Here is a 26,846-nt window from a genome sequence, read left to right as displayed (position 1 = left end):
CGCACATGATTTTCAACTGTTGGTTTGCCTTTCGGTTTCCTTGGTGGTGGCGGCAGAATGATCGTATCATAAAAAGTTTCCAGATCTGAAAAAGCTGACTGCAACACAAGTTCATCTTTACTATGCCTGGTAACAGCTGTTCTCAGATTGTCCGGGACAAGATATTTAGGAACTGCCCCATAATAAGACAGTGCATGTACTGTGCCGGCAATAAAATGTGGAAGTTTCTCATCCAGAAAGATCTCTGCATAAACAAGACTGCTAAAACCAAGTGTAGTCGTAAAAATATGAACTTTTCGAAGTTCGCCAGTAGTTGTATCCAGTAGCAGTTCCGGCTGGTCGCCTACCCAGTCAATATACATCTTTTCGCCAGGGATCCGTTCCACGGGCATTGAGGTTTTAGAAGTACCGTAAGTATCTACCATAAAATCGCGGTACAGCTTATAAAACTGGGCGAGCTGATAACCATTAGGATGTTCTTTTTTGTAATCAATCCATAGAAAACTTAGATCAGCATGTTTCCCCATCTGAACCATCTGTTCATGTATTTTTCCAAAATCAGGCAGTGGAATATCCTTGTGTCTGAGGTTTGCTTTTGGATAGATAAGATCAACCACTTTTGAGGCAGGCATTTGCCGAAGATCATCCAGTGATAATCCGGACTCGTTATAACGTTTCATAATCAATGTGATTCCACTTCGACCAATCCGGTAACGTTTTTGTACGGTATCATAACTGACTTTGCTAAGTCGAAGTTCTATGACACCAAGAATAGTATTGTAGTCGTGCATAATAGTTCCTCCTTTGCACTGTGATGAATAATAGTTACATCACAATAATAAAGGAAAAGCGTACCGATTGGAGCAGAAAACGTGTACCGCTAAATCAGAATGAATGTACCGCCGATTTCAGAATAAGTGTACCGTTCGGGCAGAATTTGCTGTTGGGCGAGAAAGCATTTCAGTTTTCTCCGGCTGAATGGCTGACGATTCATCGCAGACTGTTTGAGGGCGTGTTTACCCATGCCGGTCAGATTCGCCAGTATAATATTACAAAAAAGGAATGGGTATTAAAAGGCGATACCGTCACCTACGCAGCGTGGAACAGTATCAAAGACACGCTTGATTATGATTTTGCAACGGAGAAACAGTATTCTTATGAAGGCTTATCCGTGGAGCGTTGCGTAAAACATCTTGCCAAGTTTGCTTCGGATATCTGGCAGATTCATCCGTTCTGTGAAGGCAACACCAGAGCTACGGCTGTTTTTATAATTAAGTACATGAAAACATTCGGGTTCAAAGTAAACAACGATGCTTTTGAGAAGAACTCTTGGTATTTCCGCAACGCCTTGGTAAGAGCAAATTATAACGATCTGCAAAACAGCGTTCATGCCACAACAAAGTTTTTGGAAATGTTCTTCAGCAATTTAATTTTGGGAACGGAATATGAGCTGAAAAACAGATATATGCACGTGGACTATGTGGATGATAATTCCCAAAGTGTCACTCCAAAAGCTCCAAAGTCTCAATTTGACACTTTGGAATGTACTTTAGAGGAGCTAGCGTTCTTGGAGTTGATTTACAAGAATCCGTCAATTAAGCAGAAGGATCTTGTTGCTGAGACCGGAAAATCGCTCAGCACCGTAAAACGAATTATGGAGTCCTTGCAGAAAAAGGAATATATCCGTAGAGTGGACGGAAAAAGATATGGAAAATGGGAAATATTGATTTGAATAAGTATTAAGAAAGAGGAACTGCACCTCATTTGTTAGACAGTATGGTATACTATCTAATAAGTGAGGTGCAGTTTCATAATTGCGAGGGATTTAAGGAGCGCTGGTACGATAAAGAAGGAACGTAGAAATCCGAATGATCCTGCTCGATTCATAGGGAAAGTCGCAGTAACTGAAGATGGAGAAACTGCAAAGATCTACAATTATCTGGACACAGAAAAGATCGAACAGGAAGCCTTATATGATGGGATGTATGCAGTAACTACAGACCTCTTAGACGATGACGCAAAAGATATCTTAAAAGTCAGCGAAGGTCGTTGGGAAATCGAGGAATGTTTCCGTATAATGAAAACTGATTTTGAAACAAGACCAGTTTTTCTTCGAGATGATATACGCATAAAAGCCCATTTCCTTATCTGTTTCCTTGCATTAGTGATATATCGTTACCTCGAAAGAGACCTGAAAAATGCCTTCAGCTGCGAAACGATCTTGGATAAATTAAGAACAATGAATTTCGCCGATATACAAGAACAGGGTTTTATTCCACTTTACACACGAGACAAGCTAACCGATGCATTGCACACAGTTTGCGGCTTTGGAACGGATTATAAATTTATCACCAAAAGGCAAATGAAAAACATTCAGAAAAAAAGCAAAGGCCGGGAATAAAATACTATATTCCAAAACGGCACAAAAAATCGCCGAACCCCAGTAAATTCAAGAGGTACAGCGATTTTTTTGTTTAGCAACTGTCAAAGACAGGATTATAGCACAAAAACATAAAATCTGTGTTAAATTTCTGTTCTTAACGAAAATTTTATATCCGATGTGCTACAATGACGCCAGAAAATGAAAGGAGTGATTGAATTGACCAGAGCAAAAAAGGCTTTATCACAGGCAGTACTGCTTATTTCGGGAGCTATTATGCTCGGCTTCGGTGCGATGCGTGGCGAAGTTGAAACCGTTTTGAGCAAGGCAATCAGGCTTTGTTTGGAGTGTGTAGGAATTGGATAAAAAGAAAACAAAGAATAAAAACCATAATAAGAAAAAACATTCGGCATCTAACCAATTAGCCAAATTCCGAGGATGGATTCAGGCAGGAGCAACTCTGCTGACAAATATTCATCTGCCAAACTTTTTTAAAGGCGAAATTTATCAAGGCAAAGGCAAGGCCGTTTGTGTGCCGGGTCTGAACTGCTATTCCTGTCCTGCCGCATCGGGTGCTTGCCCAATCGGCTCATTTCAGGCGGTAGTCGGCTCGTCAAAATATAAGTTTTCCTATTATATAACAGGATTTCTCATTTTGTTGGGAGTTCTGCTCGGACGCTTTATCTGCGGATTTTTGTGTCCGTTTGGTTGGTTACAGGATTTGTTGCACAAAGTCCCGACCAAAAAGTTTTCAACAAAAAAACTCAAGCCACTGACATATATCAAATATGCAGTACTGCTGTTGGCAGTTGTTTTATTACCGGTGCTCATAGTAAATGATTTGGGGATGGGCGACCCATATTTCTGCAAATATATATGTCCGCAAGGTGTGCTTGAGGGTGCGTTGCCACTTTCGGCAGTCAACGAAGGTATCCGTTCGGCATTGGGAAAACTGTTTTCGTGGAAACTTGTTGTGCTGATTTCGGTAGTCGTTTTGAGCGTGCTGTTTTACAGACCGTTCTGCAAATGGATTTGCCCACTCGGTGCATTCTATGCACTGTTCAACAAGGTTTCGCTGTTTGGGATGAAGGTAGACGAGCACAAATGCGTTTCGTGCGGAAAATGTGCAAAGGTGTGCAAAATGGATGTTGATGTTACAAAAACGCCTAACAGCACCGAATGTATCCGATGCGGAAAGTGTATAAGTGCCTGTCCTACCGACGCAGTCAGCTTTCAATACGGCTTTGGCATGCTTGGAAAAACAGTAGACGAAAACGCAAAAATCGAAAACAGAACAAACAAAAAAGAAACAAAAGAGGAATTATAACGGAGGAATAATTATGAAGTTTTCAAAACTCTCAAAAATCTTAACAGTAGTATTATTAGTTTCTGTGTTGGCAATCAGCCTTATTGCTTGCTCAACATCAAATGACAACAAAGACGAAAAACAATCAACAGATTCAAGCATTTCAACCTTGATGGCAACAGAGCCAAGTGATGCTGATGAAGCTTTAAAGCTCTACAATCAGCTTATGAAAAAAGAAAACGAAATTTTGTCAACAGACAAAGCCCTTTGGGAAAAAGTATTTATGGCTTCAAACAAGGAAACCCCAATGATTGAGGACGGCACAAACTACGGCGACTTTCTTCTCAAGACAATCGAAAGTGCAAAGGACCAATTCACAGATGAGGAATACAAAAAACTCGTTGCCGGTGCAGAACAAATCAAGGAAATTGAGGGCAAGCTCACAATCTTGGAACAGAAATATCCTGAATGTGCAAAGGCTCCGGGCAACGGCGACAGCGTTCCGGCTGACAGTAACGGCGTTGTTTTAAACAGCAGTGACGCAACAAGTTTTCCGTCATTTGACGGCAAGGACCTTGACGGCAACGATGTAAAGAGCAGTGAACTTTTCGCAAACAGCAATGTAACAGTTGTTAACTACTGGTTCAGCACTTGCAAGCCTTGTGTCGGCGAACTTTCCGAATTGGAAGCACTCAACAAAAAGCTTGCAGAAAAAGGCGGTCAGGTTGTCGGCATCAACACTTTTACACTTGACGGTGACAAGACAGCAATTTCAGAAGCAAAGGATATCCTTTCAAAGAAAGGTGTAACATACAAGAACATCTGGTTTGATTCAAACAGCGATGCAGGCAAGTTCACATCAGGCATTTTCTCTTACCCAACAACATATGTTGTCGACAAGAACGGCAACATTGTAGGCGAGCCAATCGTTGGTGCAATCACTGAAAAAAATCAAGCAAAGACACTTGAAAAACTCATAGACCAGGCTTTACAGGTCAAATAAGAATAAAGCATAAAGTGATAATCTCTCCCGAATTGAACTGCCCCAAGTTGTGCAGACAGCACAAAAAAACAGGTCTATGGTAGAATAATTAAATTTTAAGCAACAAACTGATTTCGTTTTTCTAACGGAGTCAGTTTTGTTTGAATATGGTAATTGTTGTGCGAGATTGAGAACAAATTAAAAACTATTATATCTGGTAGTCTTCAGGAATATTTTGGTACATCTTGGCTAGTTAAAGGCCTTCCTAAAAACACCTATACCAAGGCAAAGAAACTGGCCGATGAGAAAGCATATGATCTTCAGTTAAATAGCGGTGACGATGCAGAGGATGTTAATGTCTGGGATTTTGTTTCATTAGCGGATTATGTTTCGATTGTAACCAATGGAAAAAAATGGTCTTCTTTCTTTGAAGAGATGTTAGTTAGACCGGAGGAAACAAGGATTGCAGGAGGCAAAGAAGCTAAGACACAATGGATTCTTAGATTGAGTGCAATTAAGAATAAACTATCCAAAGAATCATATAGTGTTCCAGTTGACGAATATAGTTATGTAAAAAGTGTTTACGACTGGATTATGGAAATGTTGACATTGTAATGAACGATGCAATTACTAAAAACACTGAAAAGAAGCGCAGGCGCTTAGCCATAGTGTTTGTGGGTCTTTCGCCTATTACTACTTGCTCTGTAAAGTCAAAACAGTTGCACTGCAGCAGGCCGGATTCGTTGAACTGCCTGTGCCAGACTCAAAATCTGTTCCGGTAAAAAGCATTCTTCGAAGAAGTTGACGGTTATGTTCCTACAATCAGCATAACTGCATTGTAAAAACAACTGGGAGAAATCCCATGTTCGATATACTATGTAGCATCCGTCAGTCCACTCTGTCTGCATTCCGTTACTAGTTCCATCCATTCATCCAGGAACCGCCCCGGAGTACGTTTATGACTCAAAATGAAACCTCCAGTTGTAAGGATTTCTGCTTCCTATCAAAAAATGAAGTAAAAATCTATTTACTATCATTATGAGTGATAAAGTGTTTTTTGCAAGCACTTTTTGGATAAGTGACGAATGTCTAGCTATCCAATAATTAAGCGCTTACGATATAATAGAGCACAGCAACTGTCTGAAGAGTTTCAGATGGGTGCCGTGCGTTTTTATTCTATTATTCAATGATTTTAGCTTTTAGAATGTTCTCCGTATTAATAATATAACTGAAGAAATCTTTGGTTTTGATACGGACACTTGCAGAATTGGAGCCACCGCCCATTATCACATATTCGGTATTGATGCGATCTACATTAAGTAGATAAATCTGTTCCCTGCAGTCGGATTTTCTCTTTAAATCTGTTATTACAGTAAGCGGAGATATGGTTCCCTGATAGAATCTTCTTACAACAGATGGCTCAGGAACAAGTTCGAACTTGGTATGATCGAATGTCACCCGTTTATCATATGGTAGAATGGCATAAATCCATGTGTGTCCGTTCTCTTTTCGATCCCTATTCTGTAAAATAACAGTCTTGAGAAGAGTGGCATTAGTTGCTGAAATATTATTTGCCTGAAGACTCCGACGCAAGCTCTTTGAATCAGGGGAGAGCATATGCGTAATTGAATCAAAAGGAATTCCTTTGCTCTGAAGATAATCTAGCACCATAGATTGATCGGTAGGAATATCTCGATAATTTCTTTTATGGGCAATCAAATTTATTAATTGTCCATGAGAGCCTTTTTTTGCATACAATTTATCAGCTTCACGAATCTCATCCAAAATCTCTCGTGAGTATTCACCGGGATCAATCAGGGCAGAGATATATGGATACGTGGACAGACTGATTTTCCCCTGATCGAAAAATGGCAGGAAAGCTGACAGGAAGTTTTCTGGAGAATATGCCTTCAGTCTTTTCAGCATAGAGCCCTGCTCACTGGTTGTATGGGTCCAGTAATCAGCGATATATGTAGGAGAAATCTCAAAACGCTGATCATGAATATGATGTTTATTTAGAACGATAGCATCCTTATTATACACGGATATGAACATGATTCCGTTTTCTGACAGCCAGTTATAAGCATACCGGATAAAACGTGTCAAATCGTTGATCTGACTTCCAGCACCATATCCTATGACAAGTAGATTAACTTTTCCATTAAGCTCTTCAGGATACTGGTGCATCATATATTCCGGATTCAGATGACATAAGCGTAAGGACACATTCTCAGGAAGATAACGATGCTTAGATTTTTCTTCCAGCGTATTCATAACGTAGTAAGCATTTTGCGAAGCAGTAAGCAGAATGACTTTTTGGCAACGTTCGATAATGTTAAGTGTTGTGAGTGAGTTTGGAGAACATACTTCAACCACAAGAGGGAGTTTTTCTTCCTTCGAATTTAAGACTTTATCTACTTCTTGAGCAACCTGTGTTCGTTCGTAATAAATTGTGTGTCTAGATAAATACGAATACTGACAGATATCTTTGAGTAAGGTGTGTTTGGCATAATGCTCAAAGTTCCGTTTATTGGTACGTTCACTATATGAGACCAGAATTTCGTTCAAGGCTTTTTCGGCTGTTTCGTCATCTTTTGCTCGATCGAGTTCCTTATGAAGTTTTTCACGATAAGGAACAAAGATAATTTCATTACTAATAACGGCCAGATAAGACATTAGCCTCTCGAAAATCAGCTGTGCATATTTGTGGCAATCAATAATCTGAGCAAAATTTGCGGCATCCTCCTGCTGAAGTTGCAATCCCTGAATCGAAATCTGATCCAATGTTTTGCGTGTTATAAACTCAAAGAAGAGATTGTGCTTTTCCATTAATGCCGATTGAACAGAAAATGATACTGATTTCTTGTCTATATCGGTAACAAAAAGGATCATACTCAGGTTGTTTGAACTCTTTAAGCGATCTATCATATATGAAAAATAGCCGAGTTTACTGGTATCTGAATAATCTATAGGATAATTCGACAATAAGATACCAACATGATATGCATTAGGAAATTTCAAAATTAAATAGTTAAGTTGACTAACCCCATGAATTGGTTGTGATGTATATCCAGAGCTATATATCAAAGGAGCATAAGCAGGCTCTAATCCATTTTCATTGTCATGTATAACCTGCTCACTGACCTGAAAATAATCTCTGAAAGGTGAAAGTAATACTTTAGCCTTTTGAATAATATTTTCGGTACCAATTCGATCCTGCAAATAGTATTCCTCAGAGAAATCAAGTAGTAGCAACTGATCTATCATGGTTTTGAATGGTTTATTATCATCAAATATTTCCTGTACATATTCCCTGATAATACCATTATTTTCCAATACGGACAGTGCATATTCGGAAAAATCATTGAAATGTAAGGAGATTTCGTTCTGTAAAGCATTAATCACAGTATTAAAGTTTCTGGTTTGCACACGTTGATTCTTTTGAATAGACCATGCTTGCAGTGATTTTATATCTTTTCCGGTTTTCTTTTCTAACTCATAAAATGACATTTCTTTCTTTTCATTGAAATATTTCAGAATAATGGAAAGAAGCAGTTCTTTCGTGATTTTCATGACTAATTCTCCATAGGGTAAACAACGGTTTCATGTAAAGTATACCATATAAACATAAAAATGTGTCAAAATCATCATAAAAATAGTGGAATTTAGTGGAATTTGTAACTGCTTAAATAATAAAAAATCCCTCTAATCATCTCTTACAATTTCTGTGTCCATGTGGTAATAAATTGATATGAGAAAAAAGGGAGGAAAACTATCATGGACAAACAAAGAATCGAAAAGATCGCAGTGAACCGGGAAAAGAGCATCGAGGATATGCTGCCAATTGCGACAAAATGTGATTGATGTTGCTTAAAACTATGGGCAAAAGGATTCTGTTATTATATTATCACAGAATAAATAGGAAGGAAAGGTGAGCAGATATGGAAAATATTAAGTTTAAAGAGAACTTTAATAATTGTCGTACATCAATTTACAAACCTGAAACAAGACAGTTCTTACTGTCAAGAATTGCTGGAAGCGAACAGGAAACAGACATGTCTGTTCCTTCTAACTGTGATGGCTTTGGACGTATCCATCATTTTAGACGTAATGTTGATAAATGGGTACAGGATCCGTTACCAAATGATCCGGTATGTAAAGCACTGGAAATTCCTTATACTGATGTGCTTGAGGCACAGGTGTTTCAGATTGCATCATGTAATGCTCATTGCTGGTATTGCTTTGTACCAGATGAGTTGAAGCGTGGGAAAATGGTTAATGCAAAATGGCTTACAGCTGAACAGATGGTCGAGTTGTATAAGAAATCAGATACTGACATTAGAGTGATAGATTTGTCAGGAGGAAATCCGGAATTAGCACCAGAATGGACCTTAGATACAATGAAGGCTCTCGAAAGGAATGAACTCCAAAATAAAGTATATCTGTGGACTGATGACACATTGACCACTGATTATGCTTTTGAGTACCTTTCTAAGGAAGAATTAAGTTACATGGCGTCATACAGAAATTTTGGTAAAGTCGGTTGCTTTAAAGGTTTCGATGCTCATTCATTCGCTTTTAATAGTAAGCTTCCGGAAAACATGTACGAAAAACAATTTGAACGGTTTGAAAGATATGTTGATATGGGATTGGATATATACGGATATGTAACATTAACCTCTGATAACTATGATGGTATTGAAGAGAAGATGGGGAAATTCGTAGATCGTTTGCAAAAGATTCATCCAATCCTGCCATTGAGGACTGTCCCTCTTAAAATTTTTATTTTCACACCAACTGGTTCAAGATTAAATGATCGCTACAGCATGGCACTTGAAAATCAGACTCGTGCTATTAAAGCATGGAAAGTTGAGCTTTCAAAACGTTATTCTAAAGAACAGCTTGCTGGTAGAATTTCAGACAACACATATTAAAATGAATAGGTAATTGCGAAACTCGCGATGCTCGTTCGCACTCTTGAACTTAAACGGGGAAGAATTCGTGCAGAGCACGAATTCTAAGATAAAAAAGTGGATATCTGCCAGTTTTAGGCGCACTCTAATAAGCCCCTGGCTTTATGGAGTTGGTAAGTCCTATGCTATGAGAGGCTTTATGCTTCGAATGTATTCATGATGGTTGATTTTGTCTGCAAGAACAACAGTAATGAGTTGTGTGATACCGGCAAGAATCAGATCTGCATACAGAGTCTTTTCATTTTGAGTCCGGCGCCCTGCAAGACACAGATTATCCTTGATATGGTTGATATCTCTTTCCACTACAGTCCTGATTTTATAGGTATCATCCCATTCTTCGGTTTCACGGATTGTCCCGGGATAAGCACGAAGGTTCTTTTCAGGATATATGTATACCATGCGACCGCATTTGAAGAAAGTACACGGGTTTTCACAAAAACATTGGCGATGTGCTTTTCGAGTCGTTTTGTCATAGACCCATTTCATTTTTGGACAGACAAACTTGAAAGTTGGTATACCGCTTCGTAAGTTTGATTTACTGCCCTCGGGTTTCATAGGCAGAGAAGGGGCGTGAGGGCAACAGGGAACACCATTTTCATTAATGGAATAATCCTTATTTTCAAGACCCGATCTTGCATTCAGAGGGATATAAGCTTTCGAGAAATGGTTATCATCACCGAAGGTGTCACCGGTAAGGAGGTTCTTATAAAGCTCAACGGTATCAAAAGCCGCATCTCCGAGGAAGGTTTTCGGATTAATTAGCGGATGTTTGGAAAAGAAGTCTTTTAGTGTTGGAATCAAAAGCTTTGAATCATGAACACATTTATCTTCGTCAGGAAAATCGGATTTCTTTTCGACAACGATATCCGGATGAGACAGCATAAATTTTTTGTTATAAAAAGAGATATGTCGGATAATGCCCAGCCCGTTGGTGACAATGCCAAATTTGAAGACATAGCAAAAATGCCCATTGATATATAGCTGTTTAATCTCAGGATTAGCAGAGGCATGGGAAGGCATGGAGCCATAGGCAGCCTTGTAGGGATCATAAGATTTATCAAAGCCATAAGCTTTCGCATACGCCTTAAGCTGTTTGATGATCCTGTTCGCATACTTCGGATTATTTTCGGTAACAAATGCTTCAATACCGGAAGAATCAAAGATGGTTATATCTGCTTTCGCAGAGTCAATTGCCTGGCAGATAGGTTCGGTAACATCAACAAGCTTATCGAATATGAACTGTAAGTCAGCTAAAAAGTCCTGTTTGAAACGTGTGATTTTGGAAGCGTCAGGGACTTTGGTAAAGCCGCAGAACTCACGAAGCGGTTTTGAATAAGCGAGAAAAGTCAAGAGAAGCTGATCTGTAGGGATAGAGAAAATACGTTGTATAATCAAAGCCCACAGAAAAGCTTGCAAAGGGTATTTACGGGTTCTGCCCGTCGATGCATAGAAATGATTTCTGAAAGAAAGCGGAATAAACTCATCAATATCGATATGGGTTTCCAATAGAGAAAGAAACGCAGGTTTGTCATTTTCAAATTTTTCCTGGCAATCTGAAAAAATATCTGCCAAAGAAAGCTGTTTATATGGTATCATAGGTATCAGAATAACTCCTTTCTTGGATAGTGGATTTTAGTTTTTGGCAACTCTATTATACCATATCCGGTGAGGAGTTATTTGTTTTTAGGTAACAAAAAATGCCGTATTTATGCGGCTTGTGGCGTTTCGCAAACGCCTAATTAAAATGAAGTAAGAAAGGAGATTACCATGGTAGTTGATAGCATTTTACAGTTTATGAGTCAGATGGATGAGACAGTATTAGCTTTAATGGATGATTATGATGACTTTTATATGATTATGAAGAATAATCGTGGTATTCATCCAATCGACCTTCAGAAATCTATTAAGAGACTGTATAGATCAAACAAGATTAGAAAATCTAAATATATTAGAATAATGGCATCGGCATCAAACACGAATATTCACGGTTTTGAAGATATGCCAGATGTACTTCCAGTTCCTCATATTCTGGATTATGACTGGCGATTTAGCCGTCAGGGACTTGAGTATATGGCTAATGCCGTTAAAAAATCATAAAAAAGAAAAATGCAGTGATTGTTTTCCTCGGAGCTCCAACATTATTTAGATATTGCTATAATAAGTCTTTTTTACATGCAAAACTGGTACTGGTGGATATTAATGCGGACAAGCACTCTATCGGAATTGACCCAAATCGTGCATTATGTATTAACTGTAATTTAAATGGTTCCTGTACAGAGCTTCTTTCAATTCATGCAGATATTGTTGTGATGGATCCGCCATGGTACTTAAACTACTACCAGCTCTTCTTTGATAGAGCTGCTATTATGAGTGCCCTGGATACTCAGATTATGTGTATTATGCCGCCAAAGTTTACCAGGGCAAAGACAGAGAGTGAAACCTACTCACTGTTGGAGATGATCAAGAAGGATTATGGCTTTGTTAAAAAGCATTATTTCACTGGCGTAGTAACTTATCATACTCCGCCATATGAACAGAATGTTTTAAAGACAAATGGAATTTACTGTAATCCTGAAAATTGGAGAATCGGTGACCTCCTTATTGTTGAAAAGGTGTATAATGTTATTACCACATGTACACATGATGTCAGTATTATAGAACCTGAATGGGATGAAGCATGTGTAAATAACATCCGTATCAAATACAGAACATGTGAAAGCAAGATTGATAATTATAACATTGAGTTAGAACGTATTTTCAATGATGATATTTATCCATCTGTGAAAAGAAGCTTTGGTGGGAAGAAAACTATCAATGTTTGGACCAGTGGCAACCGCGTATTCTGGTGTAATAATATGGCGGTTTTAAAAATGATCCTGCGTAATATTGATAGAGATATCTTTGAAGTTATTGTGGAAAATGGCTATAGAATTCCTAATAAGGAAGAACTGGAGCAGCTTGAGAAAATTCAGGGAAAGCTTCTAGATGTAATACGTCTTGAAGCAGAGGAATATGGTTCATCATGGAGGATTGCAATATGATTGATAAAGAAATGATTCTGACACAATTAACTGATCGAATTAAAGCATCTGGAGACCAGTACTGGATCTCAAAAATTGAAGTTCTTCGTGACAGCCATATTCATGTGGCTGTCATGGTTGAACCTTATATAACAAAGATTATGAAAGGGGAAAAGACCATTGAATCTCGATTTTCACAGAATAAAATTGTACCGTGGAAGAGAGTATTTCCTGGTGATATTATAATCATTAAACGGTCTGGAGGAGGTTTTGAATCTGTTTTTGAGGCTGGCAAGGTGATTTCAAAGGAGATAATGTCTCCTGCTGAAGTAGAACAAATAAAAAATGATTTTAATGATCGTCTGTGTATAGAAGATGATTGGTGGGAAAGAAAATCAAAAAGCAGATATGCTACTTTGATTCCAATAACGCATCTGTTGGGGTTCGACCCGTTTGTAATCAAATTTAAGAATCGCCAGGCTTGGTTGGAACTATATCAGCCCAATCAGGATGATAAAGAGCTAGCGTCGGAGGATGTTATAGGAGACGAGGAACCTTCAGTTGCTTCAAAGATGATGCAGGCACCAGTATATTGTATTTCTGGAAAAATTGGAAGCGGCAAAACAACTATTGGTAAAATGATAGCAAATGAAATTGGTGGTATACACGGTTCAGTAAGTGATTTCTTGAAAGCTGAGTTGAAAAAACAAGGCATTACAACGCCAACAAGAGAACAATTGCAGGATCTTGGAGTAGCCTATATCGAAAATGGTTGGGTTGAATTTGCATCTCAAACAGTGAAACATATTGGACGCAAGAAGGAATTACCTTTTGTAATTGATGGAATTCGCCATATTAATTTTTTAAATGCTATAAAAATGATATGTTGGCCTGCACCTGTTTACGAAGTTGTTCTTCATGCTAATGACGATACTCTTCAGCAACATATCTCTATTCGTGGAGCTGAAGTATTTGATTCTACACATCGTGCTGAAGGAGATCTGGAAGGACTTCTTGCCATCGCAGACATTGTGATAGACATTGATGGAAAAGAAAAAGAAGAGGTGTTGAAAGAACTTTTAATGAAACTTTCAGATGCAACAGCATTATCAGATGATAATTTACCTCTTTGTCAAATTCGTGAATTTATTGATCTGTTTAACAAAGATCGGAAGTGGAAATCGTATCACAATGCAAAAGACTTGATTGTAAGCATTAATATAGAAGCATCGGAACTGTTAGAAATCTTCCAGTGGACGAATAAGAAGACTGAGCCGTCTCCTGAAATGATGGAACGTATAAAAGAGGAGCTAGCAGATGTTCTGATATATAGTATTGATCTGGCCAATGCTTACGGTATAGATATGACTCAGATGATTATGAATAAACTCGTTAAAAATGCTGAAAAATATCCGGCTAAATAAGTACTTGCAGAATCATTAGATGCGAGATTTTGTAACAGTAGTGCACTCTGTAAGTGGCACTGGGGGTCAGACACAAATGCGGTCAACTTAAGCAATCCGACAGTATGACAAATTTTGAAATTGCGGTTTGAAATTTTATTATAGCGTATGCACTTGAATTTCCCAGAGTTCAGTTGGCTGTTTTTTGTGTTATGGGCGCAGTGGTAGACTGAAAATAGATGATGCCATACCGGCAAGTATTAAAAGATGCATAATGCGCCAGCTTTGAACATTCTTTTGACTTGCGGGAATGTTCGTGCAAACAGTATTATGACTTCTGACAGACAGGCCCGGGACTCACCGCCTTTCATGAATATTGCATATGTAAGATAAGGAAGATCCTTATACTGATGATTTTTTTATGATTGAAATGGGTTCGTATATTATCCTTCTTCTTTTTGCGCGAAAACTTCCGGCCTGGCTATATTTGAGACCGATGTCTGGAAGCGGAGCGAAAGAGATCATATATTACACTGCGTTGAAACTCTCAGCAAAGTAACCTGATAACCAGGTATTTTAATCGGCCAATAATATAGGAGCGGTTTGCCTGATACTGATATTCATTATCTGGTCTGGAAGATGCAGCTATTTTCTCATCAGCATCGTTCTTAACGATTGCACAAAGGTTGGAGTAAAGCATATTGATATAAAATTCCTGTTCAACAGAGACGGGAGTTGCACCGGAAAATTCTTTCATCTTAGGCTGGTAGGAGCCGGTTGCTTCTGCAAGGTCTTCTTGAATTAGATTTCGCTCCACACGAATATCTTTCAGGATGTTGCTGATTGCCATCCAATCACTTCCTTTAACTTTATTATTGTTTCAACGGCCAGTTTGAATGGCACGGACTGTATTACGATTATTGAAAACCGGGGATGTCGGAAGCATCACACTTGCCGACAACTCTGCCGAATATTTTAAAAGAGTCCGATTCCTGAATTGCGATAGGTTTGTATTTTTTATTCAGGGAGATCAGGAATAATCCATCCGGTTCATCATGGAGTTTTTTGATGTAGGCATCTCCATTGAGGTAGAAAATACCAACCTCTCCATTGCAGATGCTGTCTTTTTGCTGGATCCATGCAATTTCCCCGTTGTAGTATTCCGGTTCCATACTGTCACCAGATATCCGGACTCCGAAGTCTACATTGTCCGGGGCAAGATCGCCAACTTCATAAGATTCTTTTGGCGCATCTGTCAGGAAATTACCGGTACCTGCAGAAACAGCATCTCCGAAGATGTCCATAAATATTTCTTTTTTGCGGAAAGGAATAATGTTTGCAACTACTGGTTCAAACAAGCCGGAGGCTTTTAGTATTTTTGCGTAATCTTTTATTTTATCTTTTCCTTCCTGATTCAGACCGTCCATTACACTGTATGGGTTTTTCCCAAAATAAGCATCATAAATATCTTCAATATCCAATAATTTACAGAGAGTCAGAAAAACATGCAGTCCTGGTTCTCGTGCATTCGTCTCCCATTTGGAGATTGCCTTCGCTGTAACGTCAATGCCCTGCTGTGAAAGTAATTCTGCAAGTTCTGGCTGCGAAAGCCCTTTCTTTTTTCTGTTTTCTGCAATAATCCTGCCAATAGAACGCATATATTCGCCTCATTTCTATGAAATTCCGTTAGATTTTTATAGATGCATTATACAGCACAAATACAATAAAATCAAGAGAAATCTCCAAAATGTAGATAATACAACCAAAATGTCAGTTAACTATCTCCATAATGTCGACTTATACTAACCATGCAAGGAATGATAAGAAAGCCGGACGGAGGTGAGAACAGGATGGGTGACAGGACAATTTTACATAGTGATATGAATTGTTTTTATGCCAGCGTAGAAATGCTGCATCATCCGGAACTAGAGGGAAAGCCACTTGCTGTAGGCGGCGATCCGGAAGCAAGACATGGTATTGTGTTGACGGCAAATTATATTGCGAAGAAATGCGGGGTAAAAACAGGAATGGCACTTTGGCAGGCAAAACAGGCTTGTCCGGAAATCATTTTTGTGCCGCCGAGGATGGATCTGTATTTGAGATTCTCCAGTATGGCGAGAGAAATCTATTCAGAGTATACGGACAAAATTGAGCCGTATGGAATAGATGAAGGATGGCTGGATGTGACAGAAAGCAGCATCATCAAAGGTGATGGAATGAAGATCGCCCAGGAAATCAGTGACCGGATTAAGTACGAACTTGGTATTACCGTGAGTATTGGCATTTCTTGGAACAAGATATTCGCAAAACTTGGCTCTGATTATAAAAAGCCGGATGCCATCACACAGTTTCATCGTGGCAATTACAAAGAAATCGTCTGGGGGCTTCCAGTGTCAGATTTACTGTATGTTGGCAGGCAGACAAACAAGAAATTGCAAAAACTGGGGATCCATACCATTGGCCAGCTGGCACAGACAGATGAAAAGCTGCTGGACAGCCATTTTGGAAAATCGGTCTGGTGTTATGGGCATTTGCAAATGGATATGACTCGGATCCGGTTTGTACGGAAGGATATGAAGCTCCGGTCAAGTCGATTGGAAACAGTACAACGACACCGAGAGACCTGGAAACGGATCTGGATGTGTGGATTATTCTGATGGCGTTATCGGAAAGTGTATCTGCCAGATTACGGACACATGGTTTCAAATGTAATGTGGTGGAAATATCAATCCGGGACAACGGGCTGGACAGCATCACAAGGCAGATGCATATCAGCCAGCCAACGAATATTACGGATGAAATTGTAAAAGCAGCATTTGAATTATTTAAGAAACATTACAGATGGGAGCATCCGATACGGAGCCTTGGCGTGAGGGGGTCTGATCTGGTAATGGAAGATATTCCGGTTCAGCTTGATCTATTTGATAATCAGGAGAAACGGGAAAAATTAGAAAGGCTGGATCGGGCTGTGGATGAGATCAGACGACGGTTTGGATATTTCAGCATACAGCGGGCAGCAATGTACCAGGATAAAGTCTTATCCCACTTGGACGCCGGTACACATACGGTCCATCCTCACAGTTATTTTCATGGATAATGGGAGGGATAGATTTGAAACAGACATTAACCAGAAAACAGGAAGAAAGCTATCAGTGCATTGTAAGATTTACCGAGGAGCATGGATTTCCGCCAACGGTCAGGGAACTGGGGGCATTACTGGGAGTTGCTTCAACATCAACGGTATTTTCAAGGATCAGGCAGTTAGAGAAAAGTGGATATATCCGGAGATTTCCGGCATCCCCAAGAGCAATCGAAATCCTGTGATGGAGGTGGCGGTATGAATAAGGTATATGTTGATGTGGTAGCAGAGTTCAGTAAGGAAGGCTGCCTGATTCCAATCTTATTTGTTTGGGAAGACGGCAGAAAATACAAGATTGATAAGGTGCTTAAGATTGAACGATGTGCCAGCAGAAAAGCAGGCGGTGTTGGTACGATGTACACCTGTATGGTACAGGGAAAGGAAAGCCATTTGTTTTTTGAAGTGGACAAATAGTTCATGGAAAGGAAGATTTCATAATTAATAAGAAGAATATTAACCGGCGGAGATAGTCACTTTCCCTTTATATCCCGTTGGTTTTACATAAGGATCCGTATTCTGATCAGCTGGTGTTCCCCACAAATACCATTTGGAATATGGATTCTGCAAAGAGTAATTTAGATTGCTTTCCATCAAAATCATGGGGAAGGCGAACTGGTCTGCAAGACCTACCAGTTAGTGTGATTGTTGATAAGGAGAAATAAAGATTTATGACAGACAGAGATTATGCAATTAAATCAATGAAAGAGATTACGTTCCAGATGGCAACCCATGCACAGGATTATCTGGAAGTAAGCATGGACAGGCATTATGAAGACATAAAGGCATTGATGGTGAATTACCAAAAATTGATTTTGGAAAATAAGATGGTACTGAAAGAACTGGAAATGGAGTGCCAGGAGAAGATCAATGAGGATATGGCATATGCGTTGAGCTATCTTGATATTTACGGGAAGCAGCTGAATGTAACGAAACTGAGGCATGAAATGAACAATCTGATGGTCATATATGGATTGTCGGATATGGTTTACCGGGGGATTACACTGGTAAAGTACTATGTGCCGGACGGAGTGATGCTCAGTGAGATTATTCATTCCTGTTTTTGTAGCCATTACAATAAAACAGATGTGGAAGTCCAGCAGGAACTTGGCATTGGAAGGACTTCGTTTTATAAAATGAAGAAACAGGCATTGCGGTATCTTGGGTTCTACTTTTACGAGATCGTAGTGCCGCAGGCAAAAAACAAAAGATTCAAACCCTCCTTGGGTGTGGAAGAAGAGTAGGTGATTGGGATGAAATACGAAGATTCAATGGTAAAGATTGCAGATGATATTATCCAAGAGCAGAGAGAAGATAACAGGATTTGGTATACAGAGAAAAAAGTACGATGAATAGTTTACTTTAATTCGTTATCTGCAGAAGTATCGGAAACTTGCAGGAGAGAGAAGTTCAGCTTTAGGTATGAATTGAATAGTGATGATTATAGACAGACTTAAGGATAAATGTATATATAATGTACAGGAACAAACTAGTTTAATCAGTGGATTTGTGATATGCTTTTCTATAAGAAATTGAGCTAATAGAAAGGGCAAAGCAAAGATGTATTTACTGCTCAATCAATTAAAATGGGAAAGATGTAAATGATACAAAGGCACAAATGCACAAACGCTATGTTTCTTGTGGTGACTGAGATTGTTGAGATATATAATAATGTTATTGCGAATATATAGATCTGATAAATCCTTGGCAATGTTAGAAACACTGAAAAAACAACAGATGGAGGGCTAAATAATTGGATAAAAAGATAAAAACAATACATGATGTCTTTAAGCTTGGGAGTAGAGCTGTTATTAATAATCAGGATTATCAATTAGAGGAAATCATGATTTGGGGAACCGCTGAGATTATATATACAATTTTGAGGTTTATCGCTAAAAATGGTAAGAATATTGTTTGTAGTGTGGATATTGAAACAAATGAAATTATGCTGTTGTCATCTGAACAAAGTACGTTGTATCATGAAAATCTAAATATGCATAAGGAAAGATTGGTTAAGACCGATTCTGCAGGTATTCTGAATTACAAAGCCAATAGTCATAGAACCGAAAACAAAGTTGCTATTGAGAAAATAATTAAACAAAGAAACGTAAAATGGGTTACGTCAATAGTATCACTGAATGATGAAGATTATAAAATTACTTGGTTTAGTTTTTTGTGTAATAAAGAGGGAGATTCATTATTGGTTTGTGTTTCGGAAGAAGAGATGCAACGTGGATTGTCTACACAATCGTTATATTGTGATGTGGAGCTATCGGTTGATTTACCGGAATATGATTTAAAATATAGGGGAAATATTGTTAGAATCGAGAAATGTGATGCAGAGTACTTGTTATATATTCATCCATATCCAATAGAAATTATGCAGTCCACTCAATGCAAAAAAATACTCTATTTGAGAATATTTGCAATCCATTTTCAATGATGGATTTTATTGTAAACCATGCGGATAGCAATGTGAATGGAGTAGTATTTCCTAATTCAGATGAAAAACATATACATAATTATATAGTCGTAGGTTTATTAAAAAATATAGAAATAGACATAGAAGATTGTGTTATTGGAAATGTTAGGATTGGAAATGGGATTAATGTATCGGAAAAATTTAAACAATATCTAACTGATTTATCAGAAGAATGTGTTACAGTTGCCTGGGTAAATATAAAATCCGATTCTTTATATAATGCGTTCTCTTCAGGGAAAAAATTATTAATTTTAGCGACAGAGTTCTTATCATTCATGTTAAAAAATGATATGTATACTGATTGGTTTGGAACTGGACAGTTCGATTATAATGTTTGGGATATAAGGAGTCATTATCCACGTATTAGTCTCGGTTCGGTGTTTTATATTGAGAACTGCATTTTAGGGGAGTCAATAACTCTTGCAGATGAAAATATGAAGATCCCGGCATCAATCAAACTGGATGATAATGCAGAGTATTTGTTTGATTATGATTGGATTGAAAGCTTTTTCTGTAAGCTGCAGACGGAAAACAAAAAGATTCTTAGATTACAGTATGCATTAAAATGGATTGTACAAGCATGGAACACCGATGATGTTTATGATAGAGTGATTTATTGTTCTATGGCACTCGAATTCATTGTAAATGGTGAAAAAGGAAAAAATATTTTTGATGAATATGCTGATAAAGCTGGTAGAGGTTGTTTTACGAAACCAGAAAGAAGAGTTCTTACTAATAGCATAATTGAAAAAATAGAAATTAAGGAAATTGATGGCTTTTCGGAAGATAATATAGTTGCAATTAATGAAAGTATCCAAAAAATGGTACAGAGTAAGTTGACAGAGGTAAGCTTTGGTACAAAATTAGATCTTCTTATTAGAAGACTTGATATACCGGTATCTTCAGATGAAAAAGATCTCCTGAATAAAGCCAGAAAAATAAGAAATGAATTAATTCATGGATTAAATATGTCTAGTATTTCGACATTACAGATAAAAAAACTTTGTGGTGTTACATCTCGGATTTTAATGTACAAACTTATGAATGAATTAGAAAAGGAGTAGAAAAGAATGAATGTGCTAGATTATTCGATTAGATTGGGAAAACTTCTTCGAAAAACAGAAGAAGGTAGAGAATTATTTCAATTAGAAATGGGTATCGAAGAAAAATATAAAGATAATGAAGCATTTGGCCAATATGAACAATTTGCTGAAAAGAAAACATCTCAATTCTATTTTTATTCTTGGAATATGGCATATAAAACATTTGTTAATGTTCTTACAGATGATTCAATAGAACATAGAGATTTTTTTCTGCCAACTGCTGAGTTAATATCTTCCGATGATGAAATAAAATCATTTGCATTAACGGCAGTTAAGTTTGGAAGTATATTTGAACAACTTGTAGCAGTTATTATTTCAGGTGGAGAGTATGAAAAAGTTATACCTGAAAGCTGGACATATAAAGTGAAAAATGCTATTTCAGATGTTCAAATATCAGTCGAAAGAACATTATTGGTAAAGACAATTGCTGTATTCTATAAAAAACATCAAAATTTACTCAATAGTTCCGCAACTCAGAAGTATTTATTAATGAGGGAAAAAGAAAAGTTACTTCCCTTTTCAGAAAAAGCACTAGAAATAATATCAGAAACGGAAGATGTATCAGAGGAAGAAAAACTACTCTATGAAAAAATGTATTTAATTATGGAAGCAGTTAAAAAAGGCATTTTTTATGGCTTTTGGGGAATGACAAATGAAATACAGAAAGAAGAACTACTTAATGCCGATGGATTATATAGTTCGCCACTGCATGAAGTGACTTTCTCACATAAGAATAATTATTCTTCATTTTGGGGAGCGGGATGGCTATATAAAATACAGTTAGAAAAAGAACACGTTTATTTTATGGCACATAGGAAACAAGTGCATCTCGATCCCAATAATCAAACGTCTACTATTTCAGGAATAGTGTATCCGGCTGACGATAGAGGGTTGTTTGAAATAAAAGAATGATAATGAAAAATACCGCTAATTATGAATAATTTAGTGATATAAATAATAAAAATAGTTCTATAGAACGATAACTTGTTTTACAGCTTCTGTATATCGGAACAGGCGGTAGTTATACTAACTTTAGACCGAAAAATAGTTCTAAAGGAGGTGCTGCGATGGATCTGAAAGCTGTAGGACAGAGAATTAAGATGGCAAGGGAAGCAAAAGGTCTGACACAGGAAGATTTGGCTGCCATGGTGGAACTGAGTCCGACACATGTAAGTGTGATTGAGCGGGGATTGAAAGCCGCAAAACTGGATACGTTTGTTGCGATAGCCAACGCTCTGGAAGTTTCTGCAGATTCACTTCTGATAGATGTTGTGGCACATTCTGTAACTGGTGTGACGAATGAATTATCAGAAATGATCGGGAAACTTCCAAAAGAAGAGCAGAAGAAAATTATCAAAGCGGTCAGGGCATTAACAGAATAATATTTATTAGGAGGGGCGGAAAGCCCTTCTTTTTTTGTGGTTTTTGTCACAATTTGTCAAACGAATAGGGATTCTGTTTTGTTTTTATCTGTGCTATAGTAGTTCTAAAGAACTAATACTAATTCAAAAAGAGGGGATATAAAATGAACAGAAATACTATTTTTGAGAAGGTCGCTGAAAAATTCCATACCACTCCAGAAGAGGTATATGCGAAAATCCAGAGAGCAATTGATGCCGGATATGATAACCCGGATCCAAAGGTACAGGCGGAATGGCGCAAGGTTAAAATAAAAGGGAATGTGTGCGGTAAGATGATTTTGCCACCACATGGTAAGGAGTTTTTTCACTCCACGGTAAGCAGTTTTTTCTTGCCGCGGTAAGCACTTTTTAACATTTTTCCTACATGTGGTGAGTAAATCAAAGGAGAACACAGCCGATTTCCACGGTATACTGAATTCAGTAAATATACCGAAAGGAGATCACTATGCTGCGAAAAACACAGATGCAGGAAATTCAAGACTTAAAACTTCGCGGCTATACGAAAACGGAGATCCTGACCTATTACAAGGAACAGGGTCTGAAACCCCCAAGCCGCCCTACGATATCCAAGTACTATGACATGGATGTCATCCCGGAGGATCCGGGAAAAAAGCTTATTAAAGACAAGGCATTTGATGTTTCGCCTTTTAAGGAAGCCATCATTTCCATTCTGGAAGCGAACAGCAGAAAAGATTTCTGCATATCCTCTGTTTATGATCTCCTCGAGGAGAAATTCATTGAAAACGGATCGTTTGACTGCCTTCCGGAAAATGAGCAGACCCTGCGTAATTATGTCCATCATCTGGAAGAAAGCGGACAGATCGATCCCAGTGACCAGCATCGCAGGATCTATGATCATGTGTTTGATACTCCTCCGGGAGAACAGATGCTAATTGATTTTGGGGAGGTCACACTCTCCAGACGAGGTTCCATTCACTTTATCTGCCTTCTCCTGCGTTACAGCAGGATCCTGTGTGTTTATGCCCAGGACCATAAGTATAATGCCACAAAAGCCTGCCAGGCGATCTACCGCAGTTTCTGTAAGCTTGGAGGCAGACCGGCTGTCCTGGTCATTGATCAGGATGCTGTATTTGTAGCCAGTGAAACTTATGGTGAAGTTATCAAGACCAGAATCTTTGGGGATTTCTGTACGGAACAGGATTTGAAGCTCTGGGTATGTAATAAAGCAGATCCTGAAAGTAAGGGACCTATAGAAAACTCGGTTGGTTTTGTGAAGAAAAACTTTTTCAGTGCCAGAACAATCACCTGTATCGATGATGTCTGGCGTTCCCTGCCGGGATGGCTTGAACGGAAAAATAAACGTATCCATCGGGCGACTTTAAGGATCCCGATGGCAGTCTTCAGGGATATCGAAAAAGATTCCCTGCGTTCTGTACTTCCGTCTGTTTATGAAACATCGCCAAATAGTTTTATTGCTTATGAATGCAAAGGAACACCCTATGTTCTTTTCAGATCCTGCCGCTACTCTGTCCCGCGCAGTTATGCGTACAGTGTAGTCAAATATAAGATCACGGCAGGAAAGATACATATTTATGATGAAGATCTACGTTTCCTCTGTACGCATCTTTTGAGTGAACGCAGAGGTAGCTTTAATCAGCTTCCGGAACACCGTAAAGGTGATTCAGGAGACTGGATTGAGATCATGGAACGGCTTTGTGATAAATGGAACTGTTATGATTTCCAGCATTTCATCAACGGTGTGAAGAAGGAAAATCCACGCCATATCAGCAAACAGCTTGGAGCAATCGAACAGTTCCTGGATTCAGAGAATCCGGACAGAGCGCTCGTTGCAGATGTAATGAAACGCTGTTGCGACAACTACAGATATCAGTTCTCACAGTTTAAAGTCGTGTATGAATACGTCAAAGCAGGAAGAAGTCTTGCGGATTCTGACGGGGCCAGAGTTGTGGTTTCATCTGACCGTGTGGAATACAAGGATCTTTCCGTATACGGAAAAGCCTTTCAGGAACGTGTGAACCGTTCCGGGCAGGAGGCTGCCGTATGAACAGACAGATCATGAAAAGCATGGATACCGGACGTATTCCTGTTGAAAGACTGATATCATTACTTCAAACTTTTACTTTGAAACATTTAGCCAAAGCATTACCGGACCTGCTGGAAACAGCAGATCTGGAAAGTTCTTCCTGCAGGGAATTCCTACTTGCTGTACTTGAAACAGAAGTAGTCGGAAGGAATGAACGCCGCAGGAAAAGGAACTACTCTGCAGCACATTTTCCTCCAAACATCAGGCCGCTGGAGGAATTCGATCCTGAAGAACTTGATTCCGGGATTACACAGGCACAGCTGGATAAACTGAAAGGATTATCCTAGCTGGACAATGGCGGAAACATCGTTTTGGCAGGCCCGCCTGGCCTTGGTAAAACAATGGTTGCGGCAGGACTTGGGCTGCATGCGGTCAACAATGGTTATACCGTCTGCTTTGAGAAGATGGTCAATCTGGTAAAGATACTGGATACTGCAGAAACAGAACGTTCTGCTGGATTCCGGCTAAAAAACCTGAAGAAGGCACAGCTTATCATCATTGATGAGATCGGATACACACCTATCACCAGAAGTCAGGCAAACCGTTTCTTCACTTTCATCAGTGATACCTATGAAACATCATCCATTATCTTTACTACCAACAAAGAGATCATGGACTGGGCTGAGATGATGGGTGATTCAGTTCTGACCACGGCCCTGCTGGACAGGATTCTTCACCATGCGAACTGCTATTCTTTCAGAGGAGAGTCCTTCAGGCTGAAACATCCTGATATGTTCAGCTAAAGGGACTACCTTATCTAGGCAGGAAGAGGTGTAAAAATCTCTTTACCATAGGGAGTAAAATACTCCTTACCATACAATGTAAAAATCTTCTTACCGAACAGTGTAAAAAACTGCTTATCGTACGAAGAAAAAACTCATTACCTTACGATGTAAAAATTTGCTTGACATTTACAAGGGAACCGACCAACACCGGAGGAAGTAATTAACTATGCAGTAAGTATTTTGACAGCAGACTGGAGGTGATCATCAAAGTGAAGAGGGAAAAGCATACGTTATTATGTCTGTTATTGGCAGCAGCCCTTGTTTCGGGCTGTGCGCAGAAGCATAAAGAGGGAGAGCCGGATGTCATTAGCAGTATGAAAATAAATCAAGATGAAACACTTACTGTTGTTGCAAACAGAAAACAGATTGAAGATAAAGAGGATTTTGCAAAACTCCTTGTCAAAAAATGCAAGGATAATTCTTTTCAGTCTGTTAGATTCTCTACAGATTATGGGTATGCCACCAGCCTGAATCTTAGAGTATATCTCTGGGAAGATGAGATAGAAGGACAGGAACCGGTAATGGTGGTGGAATATAAGCCTGTTGAATGGGGAATGGACTATGATATTGTCCATGATCCAGAAAAGTTCCAGATGTATGTGGATGGAGAGCTGATGAAAAATCCTTAGATTTTCAGATAAAAATGGATGAGCTGTTAGGGAAAAAGAGTAAGTGAACATTTCCCTGGAAAATGTGTACAAACCAATGAGAATAATGAACTATTAAGCCCTGTAAACGGACACTTTCTGAACATTGTTCTGATACAATGGTTATGCTGATGAAAGAAGGCATAGAAAACTGAATTATATTTGAGAGACGGAAGCCTCAGTAGTTAAAAAAGACTACTGGGGCTTTTTTTCGTGCCTGAATTTTTCAGCCAATACCTGCAGGTTTTACCTGGCAGTAGTTGGTGGAGTAGGCATGAACCAGATCAGAGGACCGCCTTCTGAATTTGAAACTGGCAAACAAATTTCAAATTCAGGAGGACGGATATGTATATTGAACATCCATATAAATACGACGGGAAATACTACGCAAATGTAGATGGAAAGATGATTGAAATCACAAAGGAAGTGGCTTATGCCATGAATAATTTTTACCGAAGCAGCCAGCCAAGGAAGGTCGAAATTAAAAATGAAAAAGGTGAGAGTGTTGAATGGAAACTGCGGGAAATCCCTTACAGCGAGACGAATGGACAGGATTATGAATTCTCTATCGAGGATTTCCCGGACTATAGCTGTGATGTCGAAGACAGCGTGATCAGCAGTGTGGAGAGACGAGATATCCATAAGGTGATTAATCAGCTGGATGCAGAAGAACGGATGATTATTTACAGTATTTATTTTGAGAATAAAACGCAGGTACAGCTGGCAGGGATTATGGGAGTGTCCCGGCAGGTTCTGGCGTACAAGCTGAAAACAATTTTACACAAGATGCGGAGAATGTATCAGGAAAATATTTTTGAAAAATCAGCAGATTTTTTTGCATCCGGGCAAGTCGGTTGAATTTAGTAATTAGAGAGAGTTTTAAGGACTCCTCAAAAGCACATTGGAAACTGAATACCCAGTAATAACTGACGTGACATCTTATGCAGGAAGCACAAGGAAACTGCCGCCATGACTCTGATGAAGATCGGACGAGCGAATAAGCACTGACCGAAAATCAACTGGCAGGTTGATGATACGATGATCTGTATAGGGTGCGATACACTTGCGGACCGTGAAAAGTCTGTAACCGGCAAACCTATGAACTGTCGGAGCCTGTGTGCGTGAGCATATGGGTTGTGATCT

The 26,846-nt window shown here is 38.8% G+C and carries 26 protein-coding genes and 2 pseudogenes; 23 read left to right on the top strand and 5 right to left on the bottom strand.

Annotated elements, in window-relative coordinates; all coding sequences use genetic code 11:
- A partial coding sequence (locus DW694_RS13540) for a DDE-type integrase/transposase/recombinase (protein ID WP_147420733.1) occupies positions 1–791 on the bottom strand: 791 nt, incomplete at its 3' end.
- A 23-nt stretch (positions 792–814) separates the two neighbouring features.
- Here DW694_RS13540 and DW694_RS13535 point away from each other — a divergent pair.
- The 6 genes from DW694_RS13535 (at position 815) to DW694_RS13510 (ending at position 5,283) form a co-directional block, all read left to right on the top strand.
- The gene (locus DW694_RS13535; protein WP_118753182.1) at positions 815–1,732 is read left to right on the top strand and encodes a Fic family protein; all 918 of its coding nucleotides are present in this window, start codon (positions 815–817) and stop codon (positions 1,730–1,732) included.
- Between the two features lie 63 nt (positions 1,733–1,795).
- Positions 1,796–2,401: a transposase gene (locus tag DW694_RS13530; protein ID WP_330605118.1), complete on the top strand. Its 606-nt coding sequence runs from the start codon at positions 1,796–1,798 to the stop codon at positions 2,399–2,401.
- Positions 2,402–2,581: 180 nt separating this feature from the next.
- Positions 2,582–2,746 (top strand): CD1871A family CXXC motif-containing protein, encoded by a 165-nt coding sequence (locus tag DW694_RS13525; RefSeq protein ID WP_015541225.1) that lies wholly within the window; start codon positions 2,582–2,584, stop codon positions 2,744–2,746.
- Entirely contained in the window at positions 2,739–3,707 is a 969-nt protein-coding gene (locus DW694_RS13520; protein WP_118753181.1) for a 4Fe-4S binding protein, read from the top strand. The genes DW694_RS13525 and DW694_RS13520 overlap by 8 nt, the downstream gene beginning before the upstream one ends.
- Before the next feature lie 13 nt (positions 3,708–3,720).
- Entirely contained in the window at positions 3,721–4,689 is a 969-nt protein-coding gene (locus DW694_RS13515) for a TlpA disulfide reductase family protein (RefSeq protein WP_118753180.1), read from the top strand.
- A gap of 156 nt (positions 4,690–4,845) precedes the next feature.
- On the top strand, positions 4,846–5,283 hold the full coding sequence (locus DW694_RS13510) for a hypothetical protein (RefSeq protein WP_118753179.1): 438 nt from the start codon (positions 4,846–4,848) through the stop codon (positions 5,281–5,283).
- 564 nt (positions 5,284–5,847) lie between these two features.
- Here DW694_RS13510 and DW694_RS13500 read toward each other — a convergent pair.
- A complete protein-coding gene (locus DW694_RS13500) occupies positions 5,848–8,241 on the bottom strand; it encodes a hypothetical protein (RefSeq protein WP_118753178.1) in 2,394 nt (797 codons plus the stop codon).
- Positions 8,242–8,609: 368 nt separating this feature from the next.
- On the opposite strand from DW694_RS13500, the gene DW694_RS13495 reads away from it, so the two are divergent.
- Positions 8,610–9,602 (top strand): radical SAM protein, encoded by a 993-nt coding sequence (locus DW694_RS13495; protein WP_118753177.1) that lies wholly within the window; start codon positions 8,610–8,612, stop codon positions 9,600–9,602.
- A 159-nt stretch (positions 9,603–9,761) separates the two neighbouring features.
- Here DW694_RS13495 and DW694_RS13490 read toward each other — a convergent pair whose 3' ends face one another.
- Positions 9,762–11,237: a transposase gene (locus DW694_RS13490; RefSeq protein ID WP_118753176.1), complete on the bottom strand. Its 1,476-nt coding sequence runs from the start codon at positions 11,235–11,237 to the stop codon at positions 9,762–9,764.
- A gap of 171 nt (positions 11,238–11,408) precedes the next feature.
- Here DW694_RS13490 and DW694_RS13485 point away from each other — a divergent pair, with 171 nt between their 5' ends.
- From DW694_RS13485 to DW694_RS13475, 3 genes are all read left to right on the top strand, one after another.
- Positions 11,409–11,738 carry a hypothetical protein gene (locus DW694_RS13485; protein WP_118753175.1) on the top strand — a complete coding sequence of 110 codons (330 nt, stop codon included), beginning with the start codon at positions 11,409–11,411 and terminating at the stop codon, positions 11,736–11,738.
- A 92-nt stretch (positions 11,739–11,830) separates the two neighbouring features.
- On the top strand, positions 11,831–12,682 hold the full coding sequence (locus DW694_RS13480) for a hypothetical protein (protein ID WP_147420732.1): 852 nt from the start codon (positions 11,831–11,833) through the stop codon (positions 12,680–12,682).
- Positions 12,679–14,085, top strand: coding sequence for a MazG-like family protein (locus DW694_RS13475; RefSeq protein ID WP_173739510.1), 1,407 nt, complete (start codon positions 12,679–12,681; stop codon positions 14,083–14,085). Before DW694_RS13480 ends, DW694_RS13475 begins: the two co-directional genes overlap by 4 nt.
- A 526-nt stretch (positions 14,086–14,611) precedes the next feature.
- Here DW694_RS13475 and DW694_RS17305 read toward each other — a convergent pair.
- Both DW694_RS17305 and DW694_RS13465 read right to left on the bottom strand, forming a co-directional pair.
- Positions 14,612–14,914, bottom strand: a complete 303-nt coding sequence (locus DW694_RS17305) for a hypothetical protein (protein ID WP_244092780.1) — start codon at positions 14,912–14,914, stop codon at positions 14,612–14,614.
- A 67-nt stretch (positions 14,915–14,981) separates the two neighbouring features.
- Complete coding sequence (locus DW694_RS13465; protein WP_118753172.1) at positions 14,982–15,722, bottom strand: XRE family transcriptional regulator; 741 nt, start codon at positions 15,720–15,722, stop codon at positions 14,982–14,984.
- A gap of 192 nt (positions 15,723–15,914) precedes the next feature.
- Between DW694_RS13465 and dinB the strand changes: the two are divergent.
- The 13 genes and pseudogenes from dinB (at position 15,915) to DW694_RS13395 (ending at position 26,561) form a co-directional block, all read left to right on the top strand.
- A pseudogene (gene dinB / locus DW694_RS13460) lies at positions 15,915–17,161 on the top strand (DNA polymerase IV).
- 14 nt (positions 17,162–17,175) lie between these two features.
- Positions 17,176–17,388: a DNA-binding protein gene (locus tag DW694_RS13455; RefSeq protein ID WP_118753171.1), complete on the top strand. Its 213-nt coding sequence runs from the start codon at positions 17,176–17,178 to the stop codon at positions 17,386–17,388.
- Positions 17,389–17,401: 13 nt separating this feature from the next.
- Positions 17,402–17,617 carry a hypothetical protein gene (locus DW694_RS13450; RefSeq protein WP_118753170.1) on the top strand — a complete coding sequence of 72 codons (216 nt, stop codon included), beginning with the start codon at positions 17,402–17,404 and terminating at the stop codon, positions 17,615–17,617.
- 254 nt (positions 17,618–17,871) lie between these two features.
- Positions 17,872–18,444, top strand: coding sequence for a hypothetical protein (locus DW694_RS13445; RefSeq protein ID WP_118753169.1), 573 nt, complete (start codon positions 17,872–17,874; stop codon positions 18,442–18,444).
- 509 nt (positions 18,445–18,953) lie between these two features.
- Entirely contained in the window at positions 18,954–19,643 is a 690-nt protein-coding gene (locus DW694_RS13440) for a hypothetical protein (protein ID WP_118753168.1), read from the top strand.
- Between the two features lie 32 nt (positions 19,644–19,675).
- A complete protein-coding gene (locus DW694_RS13435; RefSeq protein ID WP_147420731.1) occupies positions 19,676–20,746 on the top strand; it encodes a HEPN domain-containing protein in 1,071 nt (356 codons plus the stop codon).
- A 6-nt stretch (positions 20,747–20,752) separates the two neighbouring features.
- A complete protein-coding gene (locus tag DW694_RS13430) occupies positions 20,753–21,697 on the top strand; it encodes a hypothetical protein (RefSeq protein WP_118753166.1) in 945 nt (314 codons plus the stop codon).
- Between the two features lie 155 nt (positions 21,698–21,852).
- Positions 21,853–22,167, top strand: coding sequence for a helix-turn-helix transcriptional regulator (locus DW694_RS13425; RefSeq protein WP_002584939.1), 315 nt, complete (start codon positions 21,853–21,855; stop codon positions 22,165–22,167).
- 143 nt (positions 22,168–22,310) lie between these two features.
- Positions 22,311–22,547: a sporulation initiation factor Spo0A C-terminal domain-containing protein gene (locus tag DW694_RS13420; RefSeq protein ID WP_244092779.1), complete on the top strand. Its 237-nt coding sequence runs from the start codon at positions 22,311–22,313 to the stop codon at positions 22,545–22,547.
- Between the two features lie 104 nt (positions 22,548–22,651).
- Positions 22,652–24,232 (top strand): DDE-type integrase/transposase/recombinase, encoded by a 1,581-nt coding sequence (locus DW694_RS13415; protein ID WP_118753165.1) that lies wholly within the window; start codon positions 22,652–22,654, stop codon positions 24,230–24,232.
- Positions 24,229–25,014: pseudogene (gene istB, locus DW694_RS17300) on the top strand (IS21-like element helper ATPase IstB). The gene DW694_RS13415 and the pseudogene istB overlap by 4 nt, the downstream one beginning before the upstream one ends.
- Before the next feature lie 251 nt (positions 25,015–25,265).
- Positions 25,266–25,685 (top strand): hypothetical protein, encoded by a 420-nt coding sequence (locus tag DW694_RS13400; RefSeq protein WP_250789582.1) that lies wholly within the window; start codon positions 25,266–25,268, stop codon positions 25,683–25,685.
- 363 nt (positions 25,686–26,048) lie between these two features.
- Positions 26,049–26,561, top strand: coding sequence for a sigma-70 family RNA polymerase sigma factor (locus DW694_RS13395; protein WP_118753161.1), 513 nt, complete (start codon positions 26,049–26,051; stop codon positions 26,559–26,561).
- The last annotated feature ends 285 nt before the right edge of the window (positions 26,562–26,846 follow it).

The sequence above is a fragment of the Ruminococcus sp. AM26-12LB genome, assembly GCF_003480785.1.
GTDB classification, from domain to species: Bacteria; Bacillota; Clostridia; order Lachnospirales; family Lachnospiraceae; genus Blautia_A; species Blautia_A fusiformis.
The sequence above is the reverse complement of the archived record's forward strand: the minus strand, read 5'-3'. Positions and strand labels throughout refer to the sequence as shown.